Annotated in this window: 13 protein-coding genes; 7 read left to right on the forward strand and 6 right to left on the reverse strand. The window is 54.8% G+C overall.

What is annotated here, in order from left to right; translation table 11 throughout:
- Window positions 1–125: 125 nt before the first annotated feature.
- The 3 genes from AC1D10_RS31400 to AC1D10_RS31410 all read right to left on the reverse strand — a co-directional run bounded on the left by AC1D10_RS31400 (window position 126) and on the right by AC1D10_RS31410 (window position 2,968).
- The gene (locus AC1D10_RS31400) at window positions 126–1,532 is read right to left on the reverse strand and encodes an amidase (RefSeq protein WP_477278682.1); all 1,407 of its coding nucleotides are present in this window, start codon (window positions 1,530–1,532) and stop codon (window positions 126–128) included.
- Entirely contained in the window at window positions 1,525–1,740 is a 216-nt protein-coding gene (locus AC1D10_RS31405) for a hypothetical protein (protein ID WP_477278683.1), read from the reverse strand. Before AC1D10_RS31405 ends, AC1D10_RS31400 begins: the two co-directional genes overlap by 8 nt.
- A gap of 70 nt (window positions 1,741–1,810) precedes the next feature.
- Window positions 1,811–2,968 (reverse strand): M24 family metallopeptidase, encoded by a 1,158-nt coding sequence (locus AC1D10_RS31410; RefSeq protein WP_477278684.1) that lies wholly within the window; start codon window positions 2,966–2,968, stop codon window positions 1,811–1,813.
- Window positions 2,969–3,192: 224 nt separating this feature from the next.
- Between AC1D10_RS31410 and ehuB the strand changes: the two genes are divergently transcribed.
- From ehuB to AC1D10_RS31445, 7 genes are read left to right on the forward strand one after another with little or no spacing between them, the layout of a single operon-like run.
- The gene (gene ehuB, locus AC1D10_RS31415) at window positions 3,193–4,026 is read left to right on the forward strand and encodes an ectoine/hydroxyectoine ABC transporter substrate-binding protein EhuB (protein ID WP_477278685.1); all 834 of its coding nucleotides are present in this window, start codon (window positions 3,193–3,195) and stop codon (window positions 4,024–4,026) included.
- Window positions 4,027–4,086: 60 nt separating this feature from the next.
- Complete coding sequence (ehuC, locus tag AC1D10_RS31420) at window positions 4,087–4,752, forward strand: ectoine/hydroxyectoine ABC transporter permease subunit EhuC (RefSeq protein WP_477278686.1); 666 nt, start codon at window positions 4,087–4,089, stop codon at window positions 4,750–4,752.
- Between the two features lie 3 nt (window positions 4,753–4,755).
- Window positions 4,756–5,421, forward strand: coding sequence for an ectoine/hydroxyectoine ABC transporter permease subunit EhuD (gene ehuD, locus AC1D10_RS31425; RefSeq protein WP_477278687.1), 666 nt, complete (start codon window positions 4,756–4,758; stop codon window positions 5,419–5,421).
- Window positions 5,421–6,236 (forward strand): ectoine/hydroxyectoine ABC transporter ATP-binding protein EhuA, encoded by an 816-nt coding sequence (gene ehuA / locus AC1D10_RS31430; protein ID WP_477278688.1) that lies wholly within the window; start codon window positions 5,421–5,423, stop codon window positions 6,234–6,236. Before ehuD ends, ehuA begins: the two co-directional genes overlap by 1 nt.
- A complete protein-coding gene (locus AC1D10_RS31435) occupies window positions 6,236–7,054 on the forward strand; it encodes an aspartate dehydrogenase (RefSeq protein ID WP_477278689.1) in 819 nt (272 codons plus the stop codon). The genes ehuA and AC1D10_RS31435 overlap by 1 nt, the downstream gene beginning before the upstream one ends.
- A gap of 43 nt (window positions 7,055–7,097) precedes the next feature.
- Entirely contained in the window at window positions 7,098–7,859 is a 762-nt protein-coding gene (locus AC1D10_RS31440) for a GntR family transcriptional regulator (RefSeq protein WP_477278690.1), read from the forward strand.
- Between the two features lie 34 nt (window positions 7,860–7,893).
- Window positions 7,894–8,676 (forward strand): NAD(P)-binding domain-containing protein, encoded by a 783-nt coding sequence (locus tag AC1D10_RS31445; RefSeq protein ID WP_477278691.1) that lies wholly within the window; start codon window positions 7,894–7,896, stop codon window positions 8,674–8,676.
- Between the two features lie 676 nt (window positions 8,677–9,352).
- Here the strand turns inward: AC1D10_RS31445 and AC1D10_RS31450 are convergent.
- From AC1D10_RS31450 to AC1D10_RS31460, 3 genes are all read right to left on the reverse strand, one after another.
- A complete protein-coding gene (locus tag AC1D10_RS31450) occupies window positions 9,353–10,126 on the reverse strand; it encodes a maleate cis-trans isomerase family protein (RefSeq protein ID WP_477278692.1) in 774 nt (257 codons plus the stop codon).
- A 998-nt stretch (window positions 10,127–11,124) separates the two neighbouring features.
- Window positions 11,125–11,832: a GntR family transcriptional regulator gene (locus tag AC1D10_RS31455; protein ID WP_477278693.1), complete on the reverse strand. Its 708-nt coding sequence runs from the start codon at window positions 11,830–11,832 to the stop codon at window positions 11,125–11,127.
- Between the two features lie 76 nt (window positions 11,833–11,908).
- Window positions 11,909–12,682 (reverse strand): maleate cis-trans isomerase family protein, encoded by a 774-nt coding sequence (locus AC1D10_RS31460; protein ID WP_477278694.1) that lies wholly within the window; start codon window positions 12,680–12,682, stop codon window positions 11,909–11,911.
- Window positions 12,683–12,692 lie beyond the last annotated feature (10 nt).

Genomic DNA, 12,692 nt, shown 5'->3' on the forward strand with positions numbered 1-12,692 from the left:
TGCCAATAACCGTCGTTTGGTCAAAGCGGGGTCCAATCACGCGCGATGCGATACGCATCCGCGCAGCCCTTCCAGGTTCGGCAAAACGTCGTGAGAAGGCATATCTTGGGGACGTATATGCCATCTCAGGCGTCTACTTTCGGTAGCGGAATTGAGAATTGGTCGCTTCGCTCAATTGCGTGTGCGGCACGCAAGACAGTCATCTCGTCAAAATACCGGCCCACCAATTGCAGTGCGATCGGGAGACCCTGCGTATGCATCGCGCATGGCATTGTCAGCGCCGGGTGGCCGGTCATATTGAAGAATGTCGTGAACCGGGTGATCGCGTTGCCGATCGCTTCGTTGACCCCGTTTCGTGTCACCTTGACGGTGCCCACTTTCTGGGCGATTTCGGGCGTCGCCGGGGTGAGGATCAGATCGACTTGGTCAAAAAGCCTATTCGTCTGCTGCCGGTAGATCTCGATGAACCGCTTCGCTTTGATATAGTGCTCCGCCAGAATGCACTGCCCCAACGCCAAACCAGCACGGAAATCCGCGGAATAAAGGTCGCCGCGCTCCTGCAAATGAGCGGAATGCGCGCTGAGGGCTTCAGGCATCTGCACGGTGAGCGAGACTGTACGGCTATGTTCCATATCCGGAAATGTCACCGGCACTAGCCTTGCGCCGTTTGCGACAAGATACTCTTTCACCCGTTCAAGAGCCTCAAGGATTTCGTCGTCCGCACGCTCGTAGTAGAAGTTGCTTGGAATACCGACGCGCAATCCTGAGACGTCCCGATCAAGCGCTTCAGAGCAGTTTTCAACGGGCCGATTGACTGAAGCGGGATCGGTGGGATCGTAGCCCGACACAATGCTCAGCAGATCGGCGCAGTCGGCAATCGTGCGTGTCATCAATCCGACGTGATCCAGCGTCCAGCAATACGGCACCACCCCCGAAGTGGGGACACGGCCGATCGTGGGCTTAAAGCCCACGAGCCCGTTCAACGCAGCGGGAGCACGGACGGAGCCACCGGTATCCGTTCCAAGTGCCGCCGGCACGAGACCAAAAGCCACCGCGGCCGCGGAGCCGCTCGACGAGCCACCCGCGAGACGCGTCGGATCGTAAGCGTTCACGGCCGTCCCATAAACCTCGTTTTCGCCCGTCGCGCCGTATGCGAATTCATGCAGGTTCGTCTTGCCAAGACTAAGCGCCTGGGCTGCCCGCAGCTTGGCAATTGCAAACGCATCCTTTTTGGCAATCCTGTCGTGGAAGACCCGCGACCCAGCGGACGTTCGAACACCCTGCACGTCGAACAGATCCTTGGAGGCGTAGGGAATTCCGGCGAACGAGGAGCCGTTCAAATCACCAAGCGAGAGCCGCGACGCCTGTTCTCGCGCAGTATCAATCGTCGTCGTGATGAACGCCTTTGATTGTGGATTGTGTCGTTCGATCCTCTCGGCGAATGTATCCACAAGCTCGACTGGGGTTACGTCACCGCGCAGAAGCATCGACCTCAGGCTCTTGACGCTTTGAAATGCGATATTGTTACCCATGCCTGTCTGCACCTTGGACGCTCATAGCCGGTGGCGTGGTCCCCAGGTCGATTTTCCTTAGCTCTTCAAGCTCATTCAACAGATCTTGAAACCCGGTAATGATTCCCAGATGGGGATCGACCAGCTCGTTTATTTCCTCTTCCGACCAGCTATGTGATGCCATCTGTGCGCATATGCCGGTCAGCGTAGCTTTTGTAAGTTTTTGCATGAAGATCCTCGGACAAACGGTAAGAACAGCGTGCGCCGACACTTGACCGTCAGCGCACGCCTGCGAGTCATCAACGAATGATCGGGGTCTCCGGCGTCTTATTTGTCAATATCTCGCCGCCGTTCACGGTTACCAACACGGTATTGGAGATGAAATAATCTGCCACTGTTGTGTTGGTGAACCAGGAATGGGCATGAACAACCATGCCGACTTCAATTTTGCGGGTCGATTTCGGGAAGAGACTCGTCACCATGGAGCCGCCCGTCCAGCTGGGAGGGAAACCAATCCCTACAAGGTAACCGCAATGATGGCGATGGTAATCAACAAGGCCCGCGCTTGCCGCTACTTCATGCCAAGCCTCGTAGGCGTCACCCGCATCCGCGCCGGGCTGAAGCGCTTGGCAGATCGCCTTCATGCCGCGAATAGCGAGTTCCGCAGACTCTTCGACACCCTTCGGTGCGTTACCGACATACACAAGCCTGCCCATTGGAGACTGATACTTGCGATATGAGGCGCAGGTTTCAAGGAAGACGGCATCTCCGTCCCGGAATACCTCGCCACGCCAGGTGGTGTGCTCTTCACCCAAGCGGCTGGTCGGACGGATGAACGGGCCAAAACCAGGGTATTCGCTGCCCTCGAGGATCATCTTGCTGTGGTAGGCCGCGGCGACTTCGTAGTCCGACCCACCGTCACGTATTGCCGCGACCGCGGCCAACGTCCCGAGATCCACCGCATGGGCCGCCTTCCGCGTATATTCTATTTCAAGGGGAGATTTCACGAGACGCAGGTCATCAAGAACCCCGGAAGCATCCACCCACTTTACACCCGAACGGTCGTCCTGAATGCGCTCCGCGTGTCGAGGCGTAAGAAAAAGGCTGCGCTTCTCAATGCCCACGCGGGCTCCCGACAGGCCTAGATCTTTCATGGCCTGATGAACGTAGTCCGAGAGCTCCTCGTGATCCTTATGCCCGTAGAAGCGTGCGTTTTGGACCTGGTTCTCAACTGTTATCCGCTCCATCGCGCGGCAGCAAAGGGCCATTTCTCCGCTTTGGTTCAAAACGAGCACATGCGCCGCGAAGAATCCCCAGTGATCAAGCCCGGTGAGATAATAAATGTTCTCAGGAACGGCAATCAAGATGCCATCAAGGTTGTTCTCTGTAAGCGCCTTACGCGCGTTCGATACACGACGATCAAGCTCATCTTTTGGAAAGGGTGAAAGGTAGGTCATGAACGCCTCTCGGGTGCTGTATCCAGTTTTCAACATCGGGATAGGTACACCTCTCGTACCGTCACTCTCAAAAAATGGCAATGGCAATTTTCTAAAGTCGACGCAATAACCCCATTTTAGCGGAAAATTGCGACGAGCAGGAACATCCCTTGCGGCTTCTTTGGCGCAATGGTATACCTCTTAGGCAATTTTGCATAAACCCAAAAACAAAGGGAACGGATGAAATGAAAGCTATCTTGGCTGCAATCGCCGCGACTGCTGCCCTATTTATCGGCGTCGCTCACGCTGACGGGCTGACGGACAGCGCTAAAGCGGGAAAACCAATACGCATTGGCTTCGCTCATGAAATCCCTTGGGCTTATCCCGGGGATAAAAACGAACCGCTGGGATTCGCGAACGCACTGGCGGTCGGCGTCCTAAAGTCTATGGGGTACACTAATATCGAGCCAGTCGTGACCGATTGGGGTGGCTTGATACCGGGGCTTCAGGCAGGTCGCTTCGACATTATCACCGGCGGAATGTACATCACCGGCAAGCGTTGCAAGAACGTCGCCTTTGCCGAACCAATGGGGAAATTTGGCAACGCGTTTATTGTCAAAAAAGGCAACCCGAAGGGAATTCAGAACTATAAGGACATTAAGGAGAAGGACGCAACGATGGTGACGGTGTCCGGCTACGTCAATGTTGACGAGGCTCTTAAGGAAGGAGTCCCTGAAAGCAAGATTATGCAGGTGCCAGGCCCCACTGAACTGCTTGCTGCCGTTCGCGCGGGCCGAGCGGACGCCGGAGCTAGTAACTATTTCGACGCCAAAAATCTGGCCGCTAGCGCATCCGACGAAATCGAAGTGACTGACCCGGCCGCTCTACCCGATTGGACGAATAATTGGGTAGCGATTGCATTCAAGCCTGAGGACAAGGACTTTTTGAAGGCGTACAACGAGGCCCAGGCAAAGTACCTCGGTTCGCCGGAAATGCTTGAGGCAGTCGGAAAGTTTCAATACACGAAAGCTCAGCTTCCGGGCGATGCAAAAACCGAATGGATCTGCGCCAATCGGTAACAATGAGTTGGCTGGCGAGCTGCGTGAGGCAGCTCGTCAGCATTGCCGAAGTGAGCTCCTATGACATACACCTCGTTCCTTGCGGATTATGGTACCCGGTTTGTAGACGGCGCGCTCGTGACCGCCATCCAATTCCTTTGCTCCTTGGGGCTGGCCGTATTAGTGGCCAACCTCTTCGGCCTGATGATGCTGTCTTCGAACCCGGTTGTGAGGAGAGCCGCAGTGGGCTACGTCGAGTTTTTTCGCGGCACCTCACTGCTGGTCCAGCTTTTTTGGTTGTTTTACGTGTTGCCGCTGTTTGGCATCACATTGGATAATTTTCTTACCGGATTTCTTGCAGTCGGCCTGAACCTTGGCGCCTACGGCGCTGAGCTGGTTCGGGGCGCCATACAGTCGGTGCCGCGCGGTCAGTGGGAGGCATCTTACGCATTGTCGATGTCGCCAGCCCAACAAATGCGAAAGATTATCATCCCGCAGGCCTTTGTAATTATGCTGCCGGCCTGGGGAAACTTGGTGGTCGAGCTGCTCAAAAGCACCGCGCTGGTGGCGCTGATAGCAGTTCCTGATCTTATGTTTGAGGCGCGTCAGCTGAACAGTTCAACTTATCTCTCTACGTGGACTTTTGGAACAGCCCTGATCATCTACTACGTCTTCTCTCGATTTCTCATCACGCCTTGCATGCGCTGGACCGAGCGCATCATGGCTCGGCGGATAGGAAGGGCTTGAGCGATGCAGTGGGACTTCGCATTCACAGCCGAAATCCTGCCCAAGATGCTTTGGGCTACGGGCAATACCCTTCTGGCTGCGGGCATGGGATACGCCATTGCCGTTGTCATTGGTCTCTTGTTTGCACTTGCTCAGCGAACACCGTTGCGTATTTTGACCTATATTGCTCGCGAAATCGTCGAGTTCATCCGCTCAACTCCGCTCGTCCTGCAGATCTTCTTTGTGTATTACGTCGGGCCAGAATACGGGATTTTTGTGAGCCCTTGGGTGGCAGGCATGATCGCTATCGGCCTGCACTATGCTGCCTATCTCTCTGAAGTTTATCGGGGTGGCATTGAGTCGGTCCCGAAGGGGCAATGGGAAGCATGCACGGCCATCAATCTAACGACGATGCAGACCTATAGGCGTATTGTTTTGCCGCAGGCTCTTCCCCCGTCAATTGCTGGGATGGGAAACTACTTGGTCAGCATTTTCAAAGATACGCCTATGCTATCTGTAATTGGTGTTGCCGAATTGATGCAGGCAGCAAACGCCGTAGGCGGGCAAAACTATCGCTACCTTGAGCCTTACACCATGGTGGGCGTTATCTTCTTGGTTATCTCACTGACCGCCGCGCGCGCCATTCGTTGGTTTGAAGCGACCGTTCGCCGTAAGTTAGGAATGCAATGATGGAAGACCTCTCGTCATATCCCCTCGAGCTCGTCGGTCCAGACATACCGATGGTACGGTTCATGAAGGTCCGTAAAAGCTATGGCGACCTTATCGTTCTGGACAACCTGAACTTGGACATCGCACCAAGTGAGATGGTGAGCATCATTGGCCCATCGGGATCCGGCAAGACGACGGTGCTGCGCATGCTGATGACCCTCGAGACCATCAACGGCGGCGTCATCTATGTGGATGGCAAACCCCTCACCCACATGCCAAAAAACGGCGTACTGGTGCGGGCAGATGCAAAGTACCTACGAAAAGCACGCTCCTCGATAGGAATGTGCTTCCAGCATTTCAACTTGTTTCCCCACATGACGGCGCTACAGAACTGTATGGAGGGGCCGGTCTTAGTCTTGGGTCTCTCGCGACGCGAGGCTCGAGAACGTGCCGAAGAGCTTCTCCTGATGGTTGGCATGATCGACAAGAAGGACCAACATCCCTCCCGGCTTTCGGGTGGCCAACAACAGCGCGTAGCGATTGCCCGCGCCCTGGCGATGAGGCCCAAGGTTATGTTGTTTGACGAAGTTACCTCTGCCCTTGATCCCGAGGTTATCGGCGAAGTCACGAATGTGATTAAGGATTTGGTGTTCAAGCACAGGCTGACGATGCTTATGGTGACCCATCAAATGGGTTTTGCTCGTGATATTTCTGATCGCGTCTGCTTTTTCTATGGTGGAAAGATTGAAGAACAAGGCAGTCCTGCTGAACTGTTTTCCAATCCCAAAAGCAAACGAACGCAACAATTCTTGAGCGCAGTCAAAGCGGCAGATTGATGGTCGGGACTCCTGTCAGAATTGGAATAGCTGGGATTGGCGCCATAGGCTCGTCCGTGGCACACGCATTGGATCGGGGGGAAATAGTTGGGTGCGAACTGGTGGCTATCTCGGCCCGGAGCCAAAATCGGGCCGCAGAGTTCAATGCCACTTTAAACAGTCATGTTTCCTGCCTCTCGTTTGAAGATTTGGCAAGAGAGTGTGATACAGTTTTGGAGGGTCTCCCGCCAAAGATGTTCGACGCTATCGCGCTGCCTGTCCTGAGCGCCGGCAAGACCCTCATCGCTATGTCAGCGAGCCAGTTGCTCGGTCGAGAAGATCTAGTGGAGTTGGCGCGCCGCATCGGTGGGCGAATTGTGGTCCCATCCGGGGCGATGCTTGGGCTCGACGCCATCAAAGCCGCGGCAGTTGGTGAGATCCGCAAGGTGACGATCCGCACCCGCAAACCGCCAAGGAGCCTTGCAACCGCACCTTATGTCGTTCGCAACGGATTGAACTTGGAAAGCCTCGAGGAAGCAGTTTGCGTTTTAAAAGGCACCGTGAGCGACGTGGCGAAGGAATTCCCCGCCAACGTGAATGTCGCTGCTGCTCTAAGCCTGGCGGGTCTCGGACCGGACCGAACGCAGATGGAGATTTGGGCAGATCCTAGTCTAATGTTCAACACCCACAACGTAGATGTGGAATCCGACAGTTCGAACTTTTCGATGTCGATACAGAATCGCCCAAGCGACGAGAACCCGGCTACGGGGCGTATTACCGCGCAGAGCGTAATCGCGTACTTACGTCAAATGAACTCGACTTTGCGCGTTGGAACGTGACTCGATGCCGTTCACCCCTGCTGCCGCTTAGAGAAAGCTAGCGATGAAACGCCACAGCGCCTTGGTATCTACGAACGAAACCACCTTCACTGCTCATGAAGACAAAGACGGAGTTATGGACGGAGAGAGGCAACCCGCCGGAAAAATGAGCAAACAGGAAATATACCTCGAGTTACGGCGGCGAATATGCCTCCTTGACTACCAGCCAGGTAGCCGACTCAACGAGAGGGAACTTGCATCGGAATTCGGTGTCAGTCGAACTCCCCTTCGCACGGTCCTGCAGCGCCTCGAGTACGACGGGCTGATCATAAGCCAGCACGGCAACGGCACCGAAGTCACATCGATCGATCTGAGCTCGATGCGAGATATATACATCGTTCGGATGCGATTGATGGACGCTATGGCAGAGTCGTCCCCCCTTCCCGTGACTGACGACACACTCCGCGAAATCCACGACCTGGAGCAAACCTGTCGACAACTGTTAGATGTGAAGGATAAAAGGCAATTTGCCGAAATCATTATCCGACTGCATAAAGTTCTGCATGGTTTGAGTAGCAATGGCCCTCTGAGAGACTTCAACGATATCCTTTTCTTCCAGTCAGCTAGATTTTGGTTCCTGCTTCTTGAGAAAATGGATTTTCGGCAGCAGGTAGAAGACCTTATCGATGAGCTGCGCGTGATACGAAGAAGCCTGGAGCTTCGGGATGTACGTCTGGTTGCGACGGTTCACAAATCACATCTGGCGATGGTGTTGTCCAGGCTCGACGCAATGGAGGCAGCTAGCGCAAACCGGTCGGCATTTTGAAAGCTCGGGCGGCATGCGATATTGGAGTCACCATATGAACATGCCGACAATTGGGTTTATTGGAACCGGCGACTTCTCCGCCTACTTAATCGCCGCCTTGCGAAGGGGTGGGTTTGGCGGTCGAATTCTTCTCTCGCCCTATAGCCGAGTCAAGGCAGAGCGGCTTGCCACTACCCACGACTGCACGGTAGCCGCGGATAATGCGAGCATGCTCGCCGAGGCCGACTGGATCCTTTTGGCGGTGCGGCCCGAACAGCTTGCCAATGCGTTGCCCAATCTGGCTATGCGTCCAGAGCAGGTATTAATTTCGGCCGTCGCGGGCGTCACCATCGCAGAATTACGGGCGGCAACGGGCAAAGACATATCGGTGGTGCGCATCATGCCGTCGAGCTATATTGATACGATTAACGATGGCATTATTCCGGTATTTCCTGCGTCTCACGGCCTCGAACCGGTGCTGAATTGTGCAGGTAAGGTCGTGACGTTCGATACCGAAGATCAATTCGAACTTGCGATGTTCGGTGCCTGCCTCGCTGGGTGGATGTACCGTTTCGTCGCCACGCTTGAAGGTTGGTTCTTGGAGCGCGGACTCACGCCGGCCCAAGCCCGGCTAATTGTTGCAGGGAATGTTGCGGGAGCGACTGGCTACGCGCTCGCGCGGCAGGATGTAGCACTTGAGGTCGTTTCTGACGGCATCGCAACGGAAGGTACCTACACAAAAGTGGGGCTGGAGCACCTCGCCGAAAGGCGAGCCGCTCTGCCTTGGGTGGAGGCTTTTGATATCCTCTTTGGAAAGTTGAACTTGTCAAAAGCCTAATCAACGACTGGCTGGCGCCCAATGCGGCGCACCTTCCGGCCGGGTCCGGGCAATCGGCAACGGGGCGTTTGACCTCGGGCAGATCGCTCACGTCGATGCGCGCGAAGGACGCCATCGCCTGATCGGCGAGTTCGCCGCCGGCCATCTGCTTGCGCCAGGTATAGAGCTGTGACGGAGTTACGCCGAACGCTTCCGCGATCTGTCGCGGCAATTGAAGGTGTGCGCAGCGCAAGCCGTCTCGCAACAAGGCTTGGAATCGGGATCATGAAAACACCGCCGCCAGTGTCGGCAGCGGGCGCAGTCGTACCTTACTGGCGATCTCGACTTCCGTCGCCATGCTCTCGATTTCTTCCAAGATGGGGTCCATCTGTTCGTGTAGGCGGGCCCATCGTTCAGAGCCCTAACAATGCCGAGCCCGCTCCAGCTTCCGGATCGTCATCTCCTGATGTGCGAGCGCCGAGGTGGGGTGGGCCGGGCTGCGGCATGTCCGGCGGCGTGCCCCTTCAAAATGCGGATGATCCCGCCCGAAAATTTCGATCGGCTAGTTGCCTGCCTCCTCGTTCGAGGAACAGGCTAATCTCAAACCGATTGCTTTTCAGGGACACGTCGTTGCCAACCTAGAACCCCGGGTTTCTTTCGCCAAAATCCGGCTCAGCTGATCGGCCACTTTGTTTCTTCAATGATCCGCAAAAAGCCGACCATACCCATCCATCCTATCGTTCACACCGGCCAGTCGCAAGCAATCCCACATCATAGCTTGATTGCTGACGATTACCGGCTTGCCTAAGGCGGCCTCTAGATCCGAGATGATGTCCAGCGAACGTAGAGCGCCACAGCTAATAAAGATCGCGTCAGCATCCGGACTGTCGACGCTACGAGCGAAATCAAACAGATATTGCCGCGTTACACGCACAATATCTGCGTCGTTTTCAATTCCAAGACCTTGAATATTTAACACCTCGAAGCCACGTTGCTCCAAGTAGACGTGCTCGATTTCATTAATCCCCGCAACGTACGGTGTAGCGATCGCGATTTTTCGGGCGTTCACGGCTTTCAGAGCACGTATCACTCCTGAGATTATAGAGGTCGGTATTGCCGTCGGAGCTCCGCAGCGAAGCAGATCGAATACCTTCTCTTCGCCGATAATCACACTACCAGATGTGCAAGCGTAGCATACGACATCTAGGTTTCCCTCCGGAACGATCAATGCTGCGGCGCCTTCGATGCCTTCAGCCATTGCGCCTAGGGTTTCAACATTACAAAGGTTCGGCATAGGCGCTCTCTGGAAGTGTACCCCTACGCCCATGGGCGCCATACGAAACATGTTCTCCTCGATGGTTTGCTCCATCGCTAGAAGGACGAAGCCAAGCTTGGCTCGGTGATGGCTGCCGGTGTCAAGCTGAACGTCAGCGCGTTCGATCTTCCCTGATGGGACTGAGTTATGCGGCATAAGCGCTCCTCCGAAAATGCAAGTTAGGTGTACACATCTTCGAGATCGCAAGCAAGAGATCGACATGCAATTCCTCTGGTTAAGGGCGCGTTTTTGCAAGAATCATTAGCTGGAGTTTCCTGCCATCGTTGATGGTGCATACAGCTTAACGGCGATGCGGCTGGATGAGCTACATGTGCTTGCAGCGTGTCCCATTGCCAATTGGCTTTCCCCCTCACACACGTGCGCTTCGATCTCCCAGCACTCGCCTTCTTTCCGACCCGCATCGTATGCTGCTTGCGTCGTAGTTCGCGCCATCCGCGTAGCTGGCGGGGGGAAAGGAAGCGCGTGTCAGCGTCTCACTCTGACCAGCCCGCCAAGGCACCGTGCCGCAGCGAGGTCAGCTCACGCCAGGCGCCCCCTTTTGTTTGTGAAATACCCAGTCATCCCGGATCCGGCCGGACAATTGCAGCCCAGAAAGGCAGGTCTCGGGCGGGGCTCGCCTCTCAGTTGTCGCGAGAGGAACGCGAAGCGCCCAACGGCGACAGCCGGGTCTTGTCCTCATGGAACGTTAGGCCAAAGCCGGCCAGCCGCACCTAGAGCCAACAGCAACCCCTACCTCGCGCTTCTTCTCAACCTCTTTGCGGAGTCGCCAGTGTAACGCCACGATCATAGCGCAATGCATCGCGCCGATCCCCATTCGTCGGCCGGCGATCAAGGGCAATTAGGATTGCCTTGCTAAGAACCAGATCGTTGCGGGGTATCAATGTCTGTCGTTCTTGTCCTCAAAGACGCCAGCCCTGTAACCACAGCTCAGAAAAGCCGTGGGATGGGAGTATTAGCGATATTTTGCGCCACCATCCGCAAACCGATGCGTGGTACTCTTGCTGCCAATGTCGGGTCGAGCATCCTGCTGGGGCATTCACGACCGCAGACTGATTTCAAGATCGCTGACTGTTAAAGTCGATATCTTGGATTTAAAGATAGCAAAGCGCTACTTTGCGGTGTTAGACACAGAATCATTTATTTCGAGCAAAGTGGCGCTCCAGGCGAAACATTCCTTCCGCTATCATATTGCGGTTTACATATCCCATGCCGCGTATATCTGAAACTTCCACACAGTTTTTGATTAGCTCGAGTTCTCGACAGAGACCATCAACTGCCTCAGGCCACATCGTGTCGACGACCCCATACCACACTCTAGCAGTTTGAAAATACAGGTTGTCATGCAACGCCCTGAGGGGCGCGTTGCTGATCATCTCATTGATGAAAATATGTCTGTCATTTTCAATTCTCCAGAACTGCCGTAGATCCTTCCCACTTCGAAGGAGGTTCGCCGAGGCAAGCAAGATGGATATCTGCTTCACGGCGTCTGCCGAAGGTTGACGGGGAGCAAAATCTCCGACCAGTTCGGCCACTCGAAGCCTCAACCTGTAAACATCTGAAAGCGCAGAATAATCGACGGGGGTAACCAAGTTCCCCACACCGTCGCGAACCTCGACGAGCCCCTCGATCTCCAACCTCTGTAAAATCTGCCGGATAGGCGTTCGGCTTGTTTGGAATTGCCTTGCAAGTTCGCTTTCGCGAAGAATGCTGCCTGGAGGAATTTCAAAGAAACAAATGCGGTTGCGCAGAATATTGTAGATTGCGTTAAGCTTCGCCCGCCCGCCCTTTCGGCCGGACCTGTTAGGTGTCTGCCGGCGTCGGGACACAACACTGTCATTCATTACGATAGGTCACCTCAATGCGGCGGCGATACTGAGCATGGATTCGATTGCGAGGCATTAGGTTGAGACCTAGAGATCAACATTCTCTAAATAGTCTACCATATAAGTCGCTCCGATCGCGGACTCCCGCCAATCTGAGGCAGTCCCACATCATGGCCTGATTGCTGGTGATGACCGGTTTCCCAGTTTCTGCTTCCAGTGCCTGAATGATGTCCACTGACCGCAGCGCTCCGCAACTAATGAAAATTGCGTCGGAACCAGGACGATCCACTTGCTTAGCAAACTCGAATAGATAATCAGGAGTTATCCGAACCATGTCCTCGTCATTTTCGACGTTAAGGCCCTGAATGTTCAGGATCTCGAATCCTCTTTCCTCCATATATCGACGTTCAATTTCATTAACGGGATCGACGTACGGCGTCGCAACAGTAATCTTTTTCGCATTCACACTTTTCAGAGCACGCATAACTCCGGAAATAATTGAGGTCGGCTTGGCGCCAGGCGCCCCTCGGGTGAGCTCGGCAAAAACCTTGTCTTCACCGATCACTACGCTCCCAGACGTACACCCATAACATATTACATCAAGCTTCACCTCCGGAACGATCAAAGCCGCCGCGTCGCCGATACCCGATGCCATCGCCAACAGAGTTTCGACATCCACTTTGTTGGCCATAGGCGCTCGCTGGAAGTGAACTCCCACGCCTTCTGGTGCCAATTTGAACATGTCCTCCTCGATTGTCTGCTCCATGGCCAAAAGCACAAAACCGATCTTTGCCTTATTGTGACGACCCGCATCAAAGCGGATGCCGCCGCAGCCGATCTGATCTTCAAATTCCCCAGTGCGCTGCATCTTTCCCTCC

It is taken from the genome of Mesorhizobium sp. P2_A8 (genome assembly GCF_056404935.1).